The organism is Goodfellowiella coeruleoviolacea (assembly GCF_024171785.1).
Lineage (GTDB): Bacteria > Actinomycetota > Actinomycetes > Mycobacteriales > Pseudonocardiaceae > Goodfellowiella > Goodfellowiella coeruleoviolacea.
In genome coordinates, this window is the sequence record NZ_JAMTCK010000005.1 from 365,943 (window position 1) to 382,361 (window position 16,419).

Consider the following 16,419-nt stretch of genomic DNA (forward strand, 5'->3'; position numbering starts at 1 on the left):
CGATCCATCCCCGAGACCTTTCCGGGCAGGTTCAGGGGGGTACCTGATGTGCCGGGCACCCCCGAACCCGCATGCTCGTCCTCGTGAGCGGGAAGAACCGTGGTGAGCACACCGTGCAGGACACGGCCAGAGACTTCTGGGCGACCCGGCCGCGCCGGACCAGGCGCGGCCGCAAGATCGCCGGTGTCGCCGCCGGCATCGGCCAGCGGTACGCCATCGATCCGGTCATCGTCCGGGTCGGATTCGTGATCGCCACCCTGTACGGCGGGGTCGGCGTCGTGCTGTACCTGTTGGGCTGGCTGCTGCTGCCCGACGAGACCGACGAGGTGTCGCCGGCCGAGGGCCTGCTCGGGCGCGGTCGCAGCGGCATGTCCACGCTGTTCACCCTGGCGCTGTGCGCGATGCTGTTCCCGGCGCTGGGGTTCCTGTTCACCGCCGGGTTCCTGCCGCTGAACGGGATACTGTCGGTGCTGGTCGCGCTGGGCGTGCTCTACCTGCTGCACCGCAACCGGGGGCAGCTGGCCGCAGCCGCGACGAGCACGACGAGCACGACGACCGCGAGCGGCGCTGACGCGGCCGGCACCGGCCCCCAGCCCGCCGACCGGCCGGGGGGCGTGGCGGCTACCACCACCGGCACCGCACCGGACGCCGCGGACGCGGCCACCACACCGGTGCCCGGTCCGCCGGCGTGGGACCCGCTGGGCGCGGCCCCGTTCGCCTGGGACCTGCCCGAGCCCACCCCGCAGCCGACCGAGCAGCCCGCCGAGACGCGGCGCCGGCCCCGGGTCGGCGTGTTCACCCTGGGCGCGGTCCTGGTGGTGGGGGGTGCGCTGGCCAGCGTGAGCCCGCTGCTGGGCGGCTGGCTCTCCCCGGAGCACGTGATCGGCGTGCTGCTGAGCGTGGTCGGCCTGGGCATGGTGGGGGGTGCGTTCCTGCGCACCGGCCGCGGCCTGATCTGGCTGGCCGCGCCGCTGGCCGTGGCCGGGCTGGTGCTGGCCCACTCCCACGACGACGACGGCCCGCGCTGGAGCGGGGCCGGCGACCTGAAACTCACCCCGGCCGCCATCGCCAACGTCGACTCGGTGTACCGGCGCTCGGTCGGCGACATCCAACTGGACCTGCGTCAGCTGCCCGCCGAGGGCACGGTGCACACCAGGGCCATCACCGACGTGGGCGACGTGGAGATCTGGGTACCGGAGAACGCGGACGTCGAAGTGACCTGTGCCAGCTCCCTGGGCGACGTGTCCTGCCTGAACAATGCCCAGGACGGCGTGGACGCGTCGGTCCGGGTGGACGACGTCGGGCCGGACGGCCCCGGCGGGTTGAAGATCGTGCTGGAAGCCCGGACCAGCACCGGAAGCGTGGAGGTGCGTCGTGACAACTGAGCCTGGCTTCTCGCCGCCCGGCGGCGGGCACGACGGGCCCGACCAGTCAGCCGGGCACCCGGAGCGGGCCCGCCAGGTCGACCTGGTGCTGCTGCTCGCCGGCCTGCTCAGCCTGCTGGTGTCCGCCTACCTGCTCGCCGACGGCGCGGGCTGGCTGCCCGTGGTCGACCCCCGCTGGCTGCTGGCCGGCGGGGCCGTGGGGGTCGGCGTGCTGCTGCTGGCCAACTCGCTGCGGTCCGGGCGCCACCGCTGACCCGACCCGCTCGTCGTCCCGCTCGACCGCGCGGCGGCGCCGGACACCACCACCCGGTGTCCGGCGCCGCCGCTGTCGTTGTTCGGTTGTCGTTCTCGCTCGTCGCGTCCGACCGTGGTCGTCACGCTGCCCGGTCGCCGGACGCGGTCGGGCCGCTCACTCCCACTCGATGGTGCCCGGCGGCTTGCTGGTCACGTCCAGCACCACGCGGTTGACCTCGGCGACCTCGTTGGTGATCCGGGTGGAGATGCGTTCCAGCACGTCGTAGGGCAGCCGCGTCCAGTCGGCGGTCATGGCGTCCTCGCTGGACACCGGGCGCAGCACCACGGGGTGGCCGTAGGTGCGGCCGTCGCCCTGCACGCCCACGCTGCGCACGTCGGCCAGCAGCACCACCGGGCACTGCCAGATGTCCCGGTCCAGGCCGGCCGCGGTCAGCTCCTCGCGGGCGATGGCGTCGGCCGCGCGCAGCACCTCCAGCCGCTGCGCGGTGACCTCACCGATGATCCGGATGCCCAGACCGGGGCCGGGGAACGGCTGGCGGTGCACGATCGTCTCGGGCAGGCCCAGCTCGGTGCCGACCCGGCGCACCTCGTCCTTGAACAGCGCGCGCAGCGGCTCCACCAGCTCGAAGTCCAGGTCCTCCGGCAGGCCGCCGACGTTGTGGTGGCTCTTGATGTTGGCCGCGCCGGTGCCGCCACCGGACTCCACCACGTCCGGGTAGAGCGTGCCCTGCACCAGGTAGTCGTAGTGCTGGCCGTGTTCACCGGCCTCGGCCTGCAGGTCGCGGGCGGCCTGCTCGAAGACCCGGATGAACTCCCGGCCGATGATCTTGCGCTTCTCCTCCGGATCGGTGACCCCGGCCAGCGCGGACAGGAACCGCTCCCGCGCGTCCACGGTGACCAGCCGGACCCCGGTGGCCGCGACGAAGTCCCGCTCCACCTGGGCGCGCTCCCCGGCCCGCAGCAGGCCGTGGTCGACGAACACGCAGGTCAGCCGGTCACCGATGGCGCGCTGCACGAGCGCGCCGGCCACCGCCGAGTCCACCCCGCCGGACAGCGCGCAGATGGCGTGGCCGTCGCCGATCTGCTCGCGGATCCTGGCCACCTGCTCGTCCACGATCGACGCCGTCGTCCACTGCGGACGGATGCCGGCGACCTCGTGCAGGAAGCGGCGGAGCACCTCCTGGCCGTAGGGCGAGTGGGCGACCTCCGGGTGGTACTGCACGCCCGCGTAGCGGCGCTTGGTGTCCTCGAACGCGGCCACCGGCGCGCCCTCGCTGGTCGCGGTGACCTCGAAGCCGTCCGGGGCCTTGGTCACGCAGTCACCGTGGCTCATCCACACCGGGTGGTGGCCGGGCAGGTCCTCGTGCAGCAGGCCGCCGGCGCCGTGCACGTTCAGTTCGGTGCGGCCGAACTCGCGGGTGCCGGTGTGCTCGACCGTGCCGCCCAGCGCCGAGGCCATGGCCTGGAAGCCGTAGCAGATGCCGAACACCGGCACGTCGGCGTCGAACAGGGCCGGGTCGACGGCTGGTGCGCCGTCCGCGTACACGCTGGCCGGGCCGCCGGAGAGCACGATGGCCGCAGGGTTGTGTTCGAGGAGTTCGGCCACGCTCGCGGTGTGCGGCACCACCTCGGAGTACACCTGCGCCTCGCGGACCCTCCTGGCGATCAGCTGGGCGTACTGGGCGCCGTAGTCCACGACGAGCACGGGACGCGCGGTCGAGCTGGCTGGCTCCCTGCTTTCTGGCACGGGGGGTGGACCTCCTCCGACATCGGGCTGTCCCCGTCATCGTCCCAGGTGACGGCGGTCGCAGGCCGGGCACCCCCGGTCGCGCGCCGCACCGGGCCCGGCTGCTCGGTCCGCCGGCCGGACCAGCACCACCGGATGCCGTGCGGGGACACCGCTCCTCTGCTTCCAGGGTGCCACCGCCGCCGGTGCCGAGTGGGGCGCGCGGGAATACGGTGGAGGCATGGATGCGATCACTCCGCAGCCCCGACCCTGTTGGATCGCTGGCCGGCCCGAACAGGGCGCGGGGGAACTCACCGTCACCCACCCCTACGACGGCACCGAGGTCGCCTCGGTGGCCGTGCCCGGCCCGGACCAGGTGGAGCGGGCTGTCGCGGCCGCCGCCGAGGTGGCCGCGAGCTTCCGGCGCACCCCGGCCCACGTGCGCGCGGCAGCGCTGGAGCACGTGTCACGTGCCCTGGCCGAGCGGGCCGAGGAGATCGCCGAAACCATCACCGCCGAGAACGGCAAGCCGCTGAAGTGGGCCAACGTCGAGGTGAACCGGGCGGTCGCCACCTTCCGGTTCGCCGCCGAGGAGGCCAGGCGGTTCTCCGGCGAGTTGCAGCGGCTGGACACCGACCAGGGCGGCACCGGCCGGATGGCGGTGATCCGGCAGGTCAGCCGGGGCCCGGTGCTGGCCATCGCCCCGTTCAACTTCCCGCTGAACCTGGTCGCTCACAAGGTCGCCCCGGCGCTGGCGGTCGGCTCGCCGGTGGTGGTCAAGCCGGCGTCCAGCACGCCGCTGTCCGCGCTGCTGCTGGGTGAGCTGCTGGCCGAGACCGACCTGCCCGAGGGCGCGTTCTCGGTGCTGCCGGTGCGCGGCAGCCAGATGAACGCGCTGGTCACCGACGAGCGGCTGCCGGTCATCTCGTTCACCGGCTCGACCGGCGTCGGCTGGTCGCTGATGGACTCCGCACCGCGCAAGCACGTGCTGATGGAGCTGGGCAGCAACAGCGCGGCCATCGTGTGCCCGGACTGGACCGACGTGGACACGGCGGCCAGCCGGATCGCCACGTTCGGCAACTACCAGGCCGGCCAGTCCTGCATCGCGGTGCAGCGGGTGATCGTGCACCGGGACGTGGCGGACAAGTTCGTGCCCGCGCTGGTCAACGCCGTGCAGGGGCTGCGAACCGGTGACCCGCACGACCCCGAGGTCGAGGTGGGCCCGCTCATCGACGAGGACAACGCGCGGCGCGTGGAGCAGTGGATCACCGAGGCGGTGTCGGCGGGGGCGCGGGTGCTGACCGGGGGCGCCCGCACCGGGACCAGCGTGCAGCCGACCGTGCTCACCGACGTGCCGGCCGACGCCAAGGTGCGCGGCCAGGAGGTGTTCGGCCCGGTGCTGGTGGTGTCCGTGGTGGACAGCGTGGACGAGGCGTTCGCCGAGGCCAACGACACCGAGTACGGGCTGCAGGCCGGCGTGTTCACCCGGGACGTGCGGGTGGCGTTCCGGGCCGCGGCCGAGCTGGAGGTCGGCGGGGTGATCATCGGCGACGTGCCGTCCTACCGGGCCGACCAGATGCCCTACGGCGGGGTCAAGGGCTCCGGCACCGGCCGGGAGGGCGTGCGCTCGGCCATGGCCGACTTCACCGAGCAGCGGACCATGGTGCTCACCGGCATCGACCTGTAGCGCCCGCCGGGCCGTGGGGCCGGCCCACCCCGGCCGGCCCTTCCCGGACCTGTCGTCCCACCCCGGGTCCGGCCCCGGCCGGCCCCGGCCTGACCTGGCCTGTCCGGCCCCGGCCTGACCTGGCCTGTCCTGTCCCGGCCTGCCCTGCCCCGGGACGTCGCGCCCGTCCCCCGTGCCGGCCGGCCGCCGGGCTCGCCCGCCTGGTCAGGCCAGGCCCTGGGCGAACGCGAACACCCGGTCCGGGTCGTAACTGCCGGCCACCCGGCGCAGCCGGTCCAGGTTGCCGCCGTAGTAGGCGGTGGCCCAGTCGGGCAGGTCCGGGTCGATGTAGTTGACGTAGCCGGCGCCGCCGACCAGCGCGCCCAGGCCGTCGCGCACCTCGCGCATGGCGCTGGTGGCCCGCTGCGGGCCGATCGCGTCGGTCACCTCGGCGTAGACCTGCACCGAGGCCAGCGCGGACCGGTGCGGGAACGCGGTGTCGGCCGCGCCGACCCGGCTGACCGCACCGCCCAGGCTGTCCAGCAGCACGTCCAGGTCGGTGTGCCCGGTGACCAGGTCGACCAGCTGGTCCGGGTCGGCCAGCGGCTGGTCGAGCACGCTTGAGGACGCGGCGAACGACTCCCGCTCCAGCTGTCCACCGCCCTCGCCGCTGGGGTGGCAGGCGTCCACCGACCGCTGCGCGCAGCCGGCGAAGTAGCGCATGGCGTTCAGGTAGGACAGCTGGTTGCTGAACCGGGCGCTGGGCGTGGTGCCCGCCGCGCGCACCAGGGCGTCCAGGTGCGGGGCGAGCGCGCCGGTCGACCCGACGAAGCAGCCGCCGACCCGACAGGTGGGCGGGCTGCCCGAGGTGATCACGCAGTTGGTCCACAGCTCGTCGGGTGCCTCGGCGCACCAGTCCTGCCAGGCGCCCAGCACCTGCGCCACCGATCCGGCGGGGAAGCGCAGGGAGAACACGGTCAGGTCGGGCGCGGGCGCGGTGCGGAAGGTGAACGAGGTCACCACCCCGAAGTTGCCGCCACCCCCACCGCGCAGCGCCCAGAACAGCTCCGGCTCACTGGTCGCGCTGACCGTGCGCGCGCTCGCGTCCGCGGTCACCACCTCGGCCTCGGTCAACTGGTCGCAGGTCAGCCCGTACTTGCGGGTGAGCACGCCGATGCCGCCGCCGAGGGTGAGGCCGGCGACGCCGACACTGGGGCAGCTGCCGGCCGGCAGGCACCGCCCGGCCTTGGCCAGCGCCTGGTAGACGTCGATCAGCCGGGCGCCGGCACCGACCACCGCGGTGCCGTCGGCGCGCACCTCGACGCCGGCCAGCCCGCGCAGGTCCACCACGAGCCCGGCGTCGGGCGTGGAGTAGCCGGCGTAGCTGTGCCCGCCGGAGCGGGCCGCGATCGGCACGCGGGTGGCCGCGGCCTCGGCCACGCACGCCTGCACGTCCGCCACCCGCTGGCAGCGGGCCACGGCCGCGGGCCGGCGCTGGTCGAACAGCGGGTTGTAGCAGCGCTTGGCCGCGTCGTAGCCGCGGTCGCCGGGTAACAGCAGCTCACCGGCGAGCCGGCCGCGCAGGCCGGCCCAGTCCGGTGGCCTGGTCGAGGCGGCCGTGCTGGCCGGCGGGGTCGCGGGGGTGGCACCGCCGGTCGTGGCGGTCGGGCCGCCGGGCGGTTGGGCGCGGTCGGAGCAGCCGGCGAGCGTGCCGGCGCCGGCCACGCCCAGCACCCCCAGTGCGCCGGCCCCCAGCCCGCGCAGCACCGTCCTCCTGGTCACCACCACGCCGAACCTCCCTTGCCCGTCCTGCTCCCACTAGACGCGCGAGCGGGGGCGGAGGTGGCCTGCCAGTCAGCCGGTCGGGCGGTCGGTGCTCGATCGGTCGGCGTCGAGGCCTGCCACCTGGCCTGCCACCTGGTCTTGGTCTGCCACCTGGCCGTCCACCCGCTCCGCCGCCCGGCCGACCGGATGCCCTGCCGCTGCCTGGTCCGCCGCCCTGGCCACCGCCAGCGCGAACCCTTCGAGCATGGCGTTCAGGGCGTACTCGAACCGCGCCTGCTCGTCGAACGCCCCTTCCTTCTTCATTGCCCGGGAGATCAGCGGAAACACCTCCTCGTCCAGATCGACCAGCATCGCGTTCGGCGTGAACGCGGCGGCCTCGTGCCCCGGCACCTTCCTGGCCTCGATGAGCACGTGACCGAGCACGAACGTGGTCACCGAGTTGAGGATGTCCAGCGCCTGCCTGGCGGTCAGCCCGGCGCGGACCAGCCGCCGCAGCCCGAGTTCCACGGTGGTCAGGGCCGAGGTGGTGGGCATCGGCCTGGTCGCCATCAGCGGTAACACCGCGGGATGCCGCAGCAGGACCTGCCGGTAGTCCACCGCGAACTGGCGGACCCAGTCCGGCCAGCTGCTGTGCTGCGGCGGCGGCTCGGGGGTCACCATGCCCAGCACCAGTTCCACCAGGCCGTCCAGCAGCGCGTCCTTGTTGGGGACGTAGTGGTAGAGCGACATCGCCTCAACGCCCAGCGCGGCGCCCAGCTTGCGCATGGACAGCCCGGCGAGGCCGTCGGAGTCCACCAGCGCCAACGCCGCGTCGAGCACGCGTTCCCTGGTCAGCCCGACTCTCGGCCGGGACCTGCGTCGGTTGACCATGAACACATCCTTGACGCGCTTACGTCGTAAGAGCAACCTCCCCGGCCGGGATTGTTGACGGCGTCAGGCGGCCGCGGTGGTGCCTGCGGCCCGGCGGGTGGGCCTACGTCGAGGTCAGGCGCAGCGCCGCGGGCGCGTGGTCGGGCACGGCCGGCCGCTTCGGCGCGACCGGCGCCACCCGGCGGTAGCCGCTCGACTGCGCCGGCCGCGGGTCGGCCTCGCCCTTGTTCGGCCAGAGGGCGAAGGCGCGCTCGGCCTGGGCCGCGATGGTCAGCGACGGGTTGACCCCCAGGTTCGCCGAGACCGCCGCACCGTCCACGATGGACAGGCCCGGGTAGTGGTGCACCCGGTGGTAGGGGTCGATCACCCCGTGGTCGGCGTCCTCGGCGATGGCGCAGCCCCCGATGAAGTGCGCGGTCAGCGGGATGTCGAACAGCTCGCCCCAGGAGCCGCCGGCGACCCCGCCGATCCGCTCGGCAGTGCGCAGGTTGGCCTGGTAGCCGGCGGGAATGAAGGTGGGGTTGGGCTCGCCGTGGCCCTGCCGGGAGCTGAGCCTGGCCCGGCCGAACCGGTCCCGCCGCAGGAACGTGGTGATCGAGTTGTCCAGGCTCTGCATCACCAGCAGGATCATGGTCCGCTCGCTCCACCGGCGCACCGACATCAGCCGCGCCGTGGTCACCGGGTGCCTGACCGCGTAGTCCAGGAACTGCCGCCACCTCGGCACGCTGGCCGAGCCGTCCGTGGCCAGGGTCTGCAACAGGCCCATCAGGTTGCTGCCCCTGCCGAAGCGCACCGGCTCGATGTGGGTGTCCGGGGTGGGGTGGAACGACGAGGTGATGGCCACGCCCTGGGTGAAGTCGCGCTCCGGGTCCACCGACAGCCGGCCGCTGCCCACGATGGCCTCGGAGTTGGTCCTGGTCAGCTCGCCGAGCCGGGGCGAGAGCCGGGGCAGCAGACCCTGGTCCCGCATCCGGTGCAGCAGCTGCTGGGTGCCCCAGGTGCCCGCGGCGAGCACGACCTGGCCGGCGGTGATGGTGCGCCGGTGCCGGCCGGGCAGCGGCCCGGTGCGCTCGGTGCCCACCAGCCAGCTGCCGTCGGCGCGCTGGGCCAGCCTGGTCACGGTGGTCAGCGGCAGCACCTGCGCCCCGTGCCGCTCCGCCAGGTAGAGGTAGTTCTTGACCAGCGTGTTCTTCGCCCCGACCCGGCAGCCGGACATGCACGCGCCGCACTCGGTGCACCCGGTGCGCGCCGGGCCGACGCCCCCGAAGTACGGGTCGGCCGCCCGCTGTCCCGGCTGGCCGAAGAACACCCCGACCGGCGTGGGGTGGTAGGTCTCGGGCACGCCCATGTCCTCGGCCACGCCCCGCATCACCACGTCCGCGGGGGTGGTGGTCGGGTTGGTCACCACCCCGAGCATCCGGCTGGCCTGGTCGTAGAACGGGGCCAGCTCGCTCTCCCAGTCGGTGATGTGCGCCCACTGGCGGTCGGTGTAGAAGGCCCGCAGCGGCCGGTAGAGGGTGTTGGCGTAGACCAGGGATCCGCCGCCCACCCCGGCCCCGGCCAACACCATGACGTTGCGCAGCAGGTGGATGCGCTGGATGCCGTAGCAGCCCAGGCGGGGCGCCCACAGGTAGCGGCGCAGGTCCCAGGAGGTCCTGGCGAACTCGTGGTCGGCGAACCGCCGACCCGCCTCGACCACCGCGACCCGGTAGCCCTTCTCGGTCAACCGCAGGGCGGCGACGCTGCCGCCGAAGCCGGAACCCACGACCACCACGTCGTAGTCCAGGCCATTCGAACAGTTGTTACTGGCGAGTCGGTAGGCCATGGGGCGAGGTTAGGGCGCCACCGCCGGTGCCACCAGCCCCCAATGCAGTGGTGGTGTGTCCGCCGCCGGTCACCGGCTCACGTCAGTGCGCAGCACCCCGTAGAGCACGATGTCCCGCCGCTGCCCGCCACGCAGCTGGGCGCCGCGCAGCACGCCTTCGCGCTGGAACCCGGCCCGTTCCAGGGCGCGCTGCTCGGCCACGTTGGCCACGTCCGTGCTGGCCTCGATCCGGTCCACGGCCGTGGTGGCGAACAGGTGCTCGACCAGCAGTCGCTGCGCCAGCGTGCCCACGCCCCGCCCGCGTGCCGCCGGCAGCAGGTCGATGCCGATGTTCCAGGCCTGGCAGGCCGCGCTCGGCCCGTGCAGCACGGGGATCCAGCCCACGTCGCCGAGCAGCTCACCGCTGGCCTGGTCGACCACCACCAGCTGCCCCCTGGGCGGCAGGTAGGGCAGCGGCCGGGAGTCCACGTCGACCTGGAACGCACCGTCCCCGGCCTGGTCGAGCACGCCCTGGTCGCCCGCTGCCGGTTCGGCCAGCACGACACCGTCCCGACCGGCCACCACACGCCGGTCCCCCGCACGCGAGCGCACGCCTGTCCTCCCCCTCGGTGTGTGGTCCGCAGTGCGGCCGGCGGCGCTGGTCAGCCGCGGATGGTCAGCCCGACCTTCTGGAACTCCTTGAGGTCGGAGTAGCCGGTCTTGGCCATGGCCCGGCGCAGCGAGCCGAACAGGTTGGTGACGCCGCGCGGGTCGGTGGCCGGCCCGAACAGCAGGGTGCGCAGGTCCACCTCCTGGTCGATGCCGGCGGACACGTGGCTGCGTGGCACCGAGGGGTGGGCGGCCGAGGCGGTCCAGTACAGGCCCTGGCCGGGCGCCTCGGTGGCGGCGGCCAGCGGCTCACCCAGCATCACCGCGTCCGCCCCGCAGGCAATGGCCTTGGCGATGTCACCGCTGGTCAGCATGCCGCCGTCGGCGAGCACGTGCACGTAGCGACCACCGGTCTCGTCCAGGTAGTCCCGCCGGGCCGCGGCCGCGTCGGCAATGGCGGTGGCCATCGGCACGCCAATGCCCAGCACGGCGTCGGTGCTGGTCACACCGGGCGCGTAGCCGTAGCCGACGATCACGCCGGCGGCCCCGGTGCGCATCAGGTGCATGGCGGTGCGGTAGTCGCCCACCCCACCGGCGATCACCGGCACGTCCAGGTCCGCGATGAACCGCTTGAGGTTGAGCGGCTCGCCGTTCCTGGCCACGTGCTCGGCCGAGATGATGGTGCCCTGCACGACCAGGATCTCCACGCCGGCGGCCAGCAGGTCGGGGGTGAGTTCGGCGGCGTGCTGCGGGCTGACCCGCACCGCCACGGTCACACCGGACTCGCGGACCTGCCGGATCGCCTCGGTGATCAGGTCCATCCGCACCGGCGCGGCGTGCAGCTCCTGCAGCAGGCGCACCGGGCCGGCCAGGTCCTCGCCGCTCTCCGCGCTCTCCTCCACGGCCTGCACCAGCCGGAACAGCACCTCGTCCACGTCGGCGTGGCGGGCCCACAGCCCTTCGGCGTTGAGCACGCCCAGGCCACCGAGTTCGCCCACGGCCACCGCGGTGCGCGGCGACACGATCGCGTCCGTGGGGTGGGTGACCAGCGGGATCTCAAACCGGTATGCGTCGATCTGCCAGGCCGTGGACACGTCCTTGGAGGACCGGGTCCGCCGAGACGGGATGATCTCCACGTCGTCCAGCTCGTAGGCCCGCCGAGCGGTCCGACCAATGCCGATCTCGACCAGATCCCGCACGTGAAGTCCTTTCTTGCTGACTGCTTGCTGGCGCTGTTTCCCCACCCACCTGGGCACCCGTCCACCTGGGCACCCGTCCAGCCGGGCGCGCCACCACCCGACAACCACCCGACCAGCAGCACCCCAGCCCCGTACCGCGCCTCATCCACCCCGCCGAAGTCCAGCCCCCACCCTCCCGGGGGGCGAGCCCCTGGCCAGCCTATCCGCCGCGGCCTGGGACAACACCGGGCCGGGGGAAGTTGTGCACAACCGGCGGGGCTGTGGACAACTCCCCTCACCAACGGGTGAATTCGGGGCGGAGCGCGCCCACGTGTGCTAGCGGGTCGTGTAGTTGGGCGCCTCGACCGTCATGGTGATGTCGTGCGGGTGGCTCTCCTTCAGGCCGGCCGCGGTGATCCGCACCAGCTGGGCCTGCTGCAGCTCGGCGATGGTCCGCGAGCCGGTGTAGCCCATGCCCGACCGCAACCCGCCGACCAGCTGGTCCACCACCTGCGACAGCGGCCCGCGGAACGGAACCCGCCCCTCGATGCCCTCCGGAACCAGCTTGTCCTCGGAGAACACGTCGTCCTGGAAGTAGCGGTCCTTGGAGAACGACTTGGCCTCGCCGCGCGAGCGCATCGCGCCCAGCGACCCCATGCCCCGGTAGGTCTTGAACTGCTTGCCGTTCACCAGGATCAGCTCACCGGGCGCCTCGGCCGTGCCGGCCAGCAGGCTGCCCAGCATCACCGCGCTCGCCCCCGCGGCCACCGCCTTGGCGATGTCACCGGAGTACTGGATGCCACCGTCGGCGATCACCGGCACCCCGGCCGGCCGACACGCCTGGTCAGCCTCGTACACCGCGCTGATCTGCGGCACACCCACGCCGGCGATGACGCGCGTGGTGCAGATCGAACCCGGGCCCACCCCGACCTTGACGCCGTCCGCGCCCGCGTCGACCAGCGCCTGGGCGCCCGCGCGGGTGGCCACGTTGCCGCCGACCACGTCGACCGAGTCGCCCAGTTCCTTCTTCAACCGGGCCACCATCTCCACCACGTTGCGCTGGTGCCCGTGCGCGGTGTCCACCATCAGCACGTCCACGCCGGCGTCCACCAGGGCCATGGCCCTGGCAACGGCGTCCGCGCCAACGCCCACCGCGGCCCCGCACAGCAGCCGGCCGTCCCGGTCCTTGGTGGCCAGCGGGTACTGCTCGGTCTTGACGAAGTCCTTGACGGTGATCAGCCCACGCAGCTTGCCGGCGCCGTCCACGATCGGCAACTTCTCGACCTTGTGCCGGCGCAGCAGGCCCAGCGCGGCCTCAGCCGACACCCCGACCTGGGCGGTGACCAGCGGCCCCTTGGTCATCACTTCCTTGACCTGCCGGGTGTGGTCCACCTCGAAGCGCATGTCGCGGTTGGTGATGATGCCCACCAGGGTGCCGTCGGTGTCGGTGACCGGCACCCCGGAGATGCGGAACCGCGCGCACAGCGCGTCCACGTCGGCCAGGGTGTCCTCGGGCGAGCAGGTCACCGGGTCGGTGACCATGCCGGCCTCGGACCGCTTCACCGTCTCCACCTGCCCGGCCTGCACGTCGATCGGCAGGTTGCGCTGGAGAACGCCGATGCCACCCTGGCGGGCCATGGCGATGGCCATCCGGGCCTCGGTCACCGTGTCCATGGCGGCCGAGACCAGCGGAATCCGCAACGCGACGTTGCGGGACAGCCTGGTCGACGTGTCCACGCTGCTGGGCACGACGTCCGACTCGGCCGGCAACAGCAGAACGTCATCGAAGGTCAGGCCGAGCATCGCGAACTTGGGTGGGATTCCGTCAGCGTTGTGCTCGCTGGTCATGACTGGTGGTGGACCTTCCTTTGACGCTGTTCGCACCGCCCGCGCCGTGGGGTTTCCGCAGGCGGTGGCCTCGAACCCATGGTATCTGGACCTGGCGGGGCACCCGCCGGGTACCGTGCGGGATCGTGCCGCACGAAGCGTTGCCCCCAGACCCCTTCGCGGGTGACCCGGACGACCCCGCACGGGAGTTGGGCGAGCCCGACGAGGACCCGTTCCAGCCGCTGGGCGAGGACGAACGGACGGAACTCCTCGACGACCTCAGCGACCTGGCCGTTTATCAGACGTTGTTGGAGCCGCGAGGCATCCGCGGCATCGTGGTCGACTGCGGGGAGTGTGAGGAGCCGCACTACCACGACTGGGCCCTGCTGCGTGCCAGCCTGGAACAGCTGCTCGCCGACGGGCGGATGCGCCCGCACGAGCCGGCCTTCGACCCCGACCCGGCCAGGTACGTCAGCTGGGAGTACTGCCGGGGTTTCGTGGACGGGGTAACAGCGACCGAAAGCGCGCGCTGATCGGGCTGCCCGGGCAGCGGGTGCGGGCCGCGCCAGCGGGAATTCGATTCGCCGGGCGGCGTGCGAAAAACCGAGGTGGGTGAACGAAAAAACCGAGGAGCCAGCCGCTCGTTGCTGGCGGGCTCCTCGGTGGCGATGGCGGTGGCGGCTGTCGATATCGGCGACCGGCCACGGTGGTGCTGAATCGCGCGGGCCTGACGATTGGCGCTGACCGATGTGTGTTGTCAGTCGATTCTCGAACTCATCCCCAGGAATTGACCGGGCCAGAACCAACTGCCGCTCAGTTGTTGCTCTCGCTCTGCGTTCCGTTGCCGTTGTTGGAGGATTCCGGACGCTGCCCACCCGGGGTGGTCACACCGGTGTCGATCGGCGGGTTCGGTTCTTCCCGCGTGCTGCTCGGGGACGAGACTGACGAGCTGCTCTCCTGCGCCGGCGGCGGGGGGCTCGACGGAACGGGCGGTGAGGTGGGGTCGAGGGTGCTGCTGGGCGGTGCGCTGGGGCTGTGGCTGGGCGACGGCACCGACTGCGTGCTGGACTGGCTGCTGGTGCTGGTCAGGTCGGGCAGCACTGGCGCGTCGGGAAGCTGCTGGACCAGGGACTCATGTCTGGCGACCAGGTCGGCCTGGCCGTCATCTCTGGACACCGACGGCAGGGTGTCCCCGGCCCGGTCCAGCGCGGTCCTGGCGTCGGCGATCCGTCCCTCGCGCAGTGCCGTGCCCGCACTGTCCAACTCGGTCTGCACGGATGCCGCGGCCTCGACCGAGCGGGCGTGCTCGGAGTACAGCACCTGGGCCACCGCCCACAGCGCGTCACCGGGCCGCGCGTCCCTGGCGGCCAACCCGACACCGGTGAAGGTGATCACCAGGACAGCGGCGGCGGCGGCGAACGGGACCAGGAACCGGTGCCGGTTGCGGACCGGCTTGCGCGCCGCCATCAGCGTGGCCAGAGCGGTGTCCGTGTCGACGAGTTCACCGATCCGCTCGCTGTCGACGTCCCGCCGCCAGGCCAGCAACAGGCTGTTGAGTTCCTGGTCGGCGAGGTTCTCGGCGGCCTCGGGCTCGCTGCCGCCCAGGGCGTTCAACAGGATGTCGTCCGCGCGGATGGCCGCGACGTCGTCCGGCTGGGGCGTCTCGGCATCCACCGGACCCGGCTCGGTGGGCCGGTTCTCGCCAGCGGCCTCGCCCGGTGCCGCGCTCGCCGCCAGGTCGCCGCCTGCGTCGCCCCGCTCCCCAGGGGCCTGTCCGGTTTTCTGAGGGACCTGGTCGGTCAAGTCCTGTCCAGTCACGTTCTGCCCAGTCAACGGGTCGCCCGAGGTGAGTGCGGCTTCCTTCGACTCGCTGCGCACGATCTCCTCATCGCCGTTGGCGTGTTGCTCGGCCACTCAGACCACCTCCTCCGCTGCCAGCGTCTTGCGGAGCCGGGCCAGCGCACGGTGCTGTGCCACCCGGACCGCACCGGGAGTCGAGCCCACCGCCTCGGCGGTTTCCTCGGCCGACAACCCGACCACCACCCTGAGCAGCAAGATCTCTCGCTGCTTCTCGGGCAGGATGCGCAGGAGCTTCGCCATCCGCTCAGACAACTCGCCCTGCATGGCCCGCTGTTCTGGGCCGGCTTCGGTTTCGGGAGCGTCCGGAACCTCGGGAACCGGCTCGGAGCGGTTCCGCGCCGCCGACCGATGTGCGTCGGCGACCTTGTGCGCGGCGATGCCGTACACAAAGGCCAAAAACGGCCGTCCCTGGTCGCGGTAGCTGGGCAGCGCCGTGAGCACCGCGAGACACACCTCCTGGGCCACGTCGTCCGCCGAAGCGAAGGACCGCTCCTGCCTCCCGACACGGGCACGGCAGTACCGCACCACCAAGGGACGGATCGACGCCAGCAGGCGCTCCACCGCCCGGCGATCGCCTTCGACAGCAGCGCCTACTTCGGCGTCCAGTCCGTCCCCCAAGTTGGTCATCGCAGACAACAGCCCTGGTGTTACTGGTAGGCGTACCGACAACGAACGGCATGGGAGGCCCACATCGCCCATACCGGTGACGGTAACCGTACCGGTCGACGTGATCCCTCCGGGCCGGTGGGGCAAGACAGGGGTTTGCGCGCCTCGGTGCTATGTGTCCCCACCCAGCGCAACACGCCCATCCCCCTTCGGCTCACCAGCCCCACTCCGCCCGGCTTCGCTCCGCCGTCGTCGTCCCTCGACGCTCGCTCCTCGCTTCGAGGCTCGCGCGTCCCCGGCCCACGTTCCGTGCACGAACAGCGGCCCAGCGGCCGTGTTTTCACGGACGTAACCCAGCATCCAGTCCGACGCGCGCTCGGCCAGCAGCCATTCGGCCCAGTGCCGCCCCGGTCGCAACAGGCCAACCGTCCCAGCGCCGACTGGGCCGGTCGGACACGGGTGACCGCGTCCGGGGGAAGTGCCCGAGCAGACAGCAGCCGCGGATCCAACACCAACCAGGTCAGCCCCGACCAAGTTCAGCACCGACCGACTCAGCACCGGCAGAAGCCGACACCGGCAGAAGCCGGCACCGGCGGCACCGACGGACCCGGCACCGACGGCAGGCACGTGGCAACGGAATCGAGCCCGAGCGGTACAGCCCGGCTCAGACACCAGCCCGGTTCAGACACCGACCGCGGCTACCGGCCCAGCCGGCACTGCCCGGCTGACCACAACCTGGACAACTCCAGACGCACAACCGTGTCTAGCCCGACGACTGGCTTTCGTCGGGCTAGACACGGTTGTTGCCGGACGGGTTCAGGATGGGACTCCTGAGACGGCGTGGTGGG

At 72.7% G+C, this 16,419-nt stretch carries 13 protein-coding genes; 4 read left to right on the plus strand and 9 right to left on the minus strand.

Features of this window, described 5'->3' with window-relative positions:
• Positions 1 to 83 precede the first annotated feature (83 nt).
• Together LX83_RS13180 and LX83_RS13185 are read left to right on the plus strand one after the other, a co-directional pair.
• Positions 84 to 1,385 carry a PspC domain-containing protein gene (locus LX83_RS13180; protein ID WP_253770870.1) on the plus strand — a complete coding sequence of 434 codons (1,302 nt, stop codon included), beginning with the start codon at positions 84 to 86 and terminating at the stop codon, positions 1,383 to 1,385.
• Positions 1,375 to 1,638, plus strand: coding sequence for a hypothetical protein (locus tag LX83_RS13185; protein WP_253770873.1), 264 nt, complete (start codon positions 1,375 to 1,377; stop codon positions 1,636 to 1,638). The genes LX83_RS13180 and LX83_RS13185 overlap by 11 nt, the downstream gene beginning before the upstream one ends.
• Positions 1,639 to 1,794: 156 nt before the next feature.
• Here LX83_RS13185 and guaA read toward each other — a convergent pair whose 3' ends face one another.
• Positions 1,795 to 3,387 carry a glutamine-hydrolyzing GMP synthase gene (gene guaA, locus LX83_RS13190; RefSeq protein ID WP_253770875.1) on the minus strand — a complete coding sequence of 531 codons (1,593 nt, stop codon included), beginning with the start codon at positions 3,385 to 3,387 and terminating at the stop codon, positions 1,795 to 1,797.
• A gap of 220 nt (positions 3,388 to 3,607) precedes the next feature.
• Here guaA and LX83_RS13195 point away from each other — a divergent pair, with 220 nt between their 5' ends.
• Positions 3,608 to 5,053, plus strand: coding sequence for an aldehyde dehydrogenase family protein (locus LX83_RS13195; RefSeq protein WP_253770877.1), 1,446 nt, complete (start codon positions 3,608 to 3,610; stop codon positions 5,051 to 5,053).
• A 204-nt stretch (positions 5,054 to 5,257) separates the two neighbouring features.
• On the opposite strand, the gene LX83_RS13200 is transcribed toward LX83_RS13195, so the two are convergent.
• The 6 genes from LX83_RS13200 to guaB form a co-directional block, all read right to left on the minus strand.
• Positions 5,258 to 6,820: an FAD-binding oxidoreductase gene (locus LX83_RS13200; RefSeq protein WP_253770879.1), complete on the minus strand. Its 1,563-nt coding sequence runs from the start codon at positions 6,818 to 6,820 to the stop codon at positions 5,258 to 5,260.
• A gap of 66 nt (positions 6,821 to 6,886) precedes the next feature.
• On the minus strand, positions 6,887 to 7,687 hold the full coding sequence (locus tag LX83_RS37810) for a TetR/AcrR family transcriptional regulator C-terminal domain-containing protein (RefSeq protein WP_301328121.1): 801 nt from the start codon (positions 7,685 to 7,687) through the stop codon (positions 6,887 to 6,889).
• Positions 7,688 to 7,790: 103 nt separating this feature from the next.
• Entirely contained in the window at positions 7,791 to 9,512 is a 1,722-nt protein-coding gene (locus tag LX83_RS13210) for a GMC family oxidoreductase (RefSeq protein ID WP_253770882.1), read from the minus strand.
• Between the two features lie 69 nt (positions 9,513 to 9,581).
• A complete protein-coding gene (locus LX83_RS13215; RefSeq protein ID WP_253770884.1) occupies positions 9,582 to 10,103 on the minus strand; it encodes a GNAT family N-acetyltransferase in 522 nt (173 codons plus the stop codon).
• Positions 10,104 to 10,153: 50 nt separating this feature from the next.
• Positions 10,154 to 11,299 carry a GuaB3 family IMP dehydrogenase-related protein gene (locus LX83_RS13220; RefSeq protein WP_253770886.1) on the minus strand — a complete coding sequence of 382 codons (1,146 nt, stop codon included), beginning with the start codon at positions 11,297 to 11,299 and terminating at the stop codon, positions 10,154 to 10,156.
• A gap of 315 nt (positions 11,300 to 11,614) precedes the next feature.
• Positions 11,615 to 13,126 carry an IMP dehydrogenase gene (gene guaB, locus LX83_RS13225; RefSeq protein ID WP_253770888.1) on the minus strand — a complete coding sequence of 504 codons (1,512 nt, stop codon included), beginning with the start codon at positions 13,124 to 13,126 and terminating at the stop codon, positions 11,615 to 11,617.
• Positions 13,127 to 13,251: 125 nt separating this feature from the next.
• Between guaB and LX83_RS13230 the strand changes: the two genes are divergently transcribed.
• Entirely contained in the window at positions 13,252 to 13,638 is a 387-nt protein-coding gene (locus LX83_RS13230) for a DUF5319 domain-containing protein (RefSeq protein WP_253770891.1), read from the plus strand.
• 280 nt (positions 13,639 to 13,918) lie between these two features.
• Here the strand turns inward: LX83_RS13230 and LX83_RS13235 are convergent, their stop codons facing one another.
• Both LX83_RS13235 and LX83_RS13240 read right to left on the minus strand, forming a co-directional pair.
• Positions 13,919 to 15,019, minus strand: a complete 1,101-nt coding sequence (locus LX83_RS13235) for an anti-sigma-D factor RsdA (protein ID WP_253770893.1) — start codon at positions 15,017 to 15,019, stop codon at positions 13,919 to 13,921.
• Positions 15,020 to 15,592 (minus strand): sigma-70 family RNA polymerase sigma factor, encoded by a 573-nt coding sequence (locus LX83_RS13240; RefSeq protein ID WP_253770895.1) that lies wholly within the window; start codon positions 15,590 to 15,592, stop codon positions 15,020 to 15,022.
• Between the last annotated feature and the right edge of the window lie 827 nt (positions 15,593 to 16,419).

Excerpts from the sequence above, each read along its gene's own strand:
- LX83_RS13195 (WP_253770877.1), top strand. The coding sequence starts at position 3,608 with ATGGATGCGATCACTCCGCAGCCCCGACCCTGTTGGATCGCTGGCCGG.
- guaB (WP_253770888.1), bottom strand. The coding sequence starts at position 13,126 with ATGACCAGCGAGCACAACGCTGACGGAATCCCACCCAAGTTCGCGATG.
- LX83_RS13240 (WP_253770895.1), bottom strand. The coding sequence starts at position 15,592 with ATGACCAACTTGGGGGACGGACTGGACGCCGAAGTAGGCGCTGCTGTC.
- LX83_RS13210 (WP_253770882.1), bottom strand. The coding sequence starts at position 9,512 with ATGGCCTACCGACTCGCCAGTAACAACTGTTCGAATGGCCTGGACTAC.
- LX83_RS37810 (WP_301328121.1), bottom strand. The coding sequence starts at position 7,687 with ATGGTCAACCGACGCAGGTCCCGGCCGAGAGTCGGGCTGACCAGGGAA.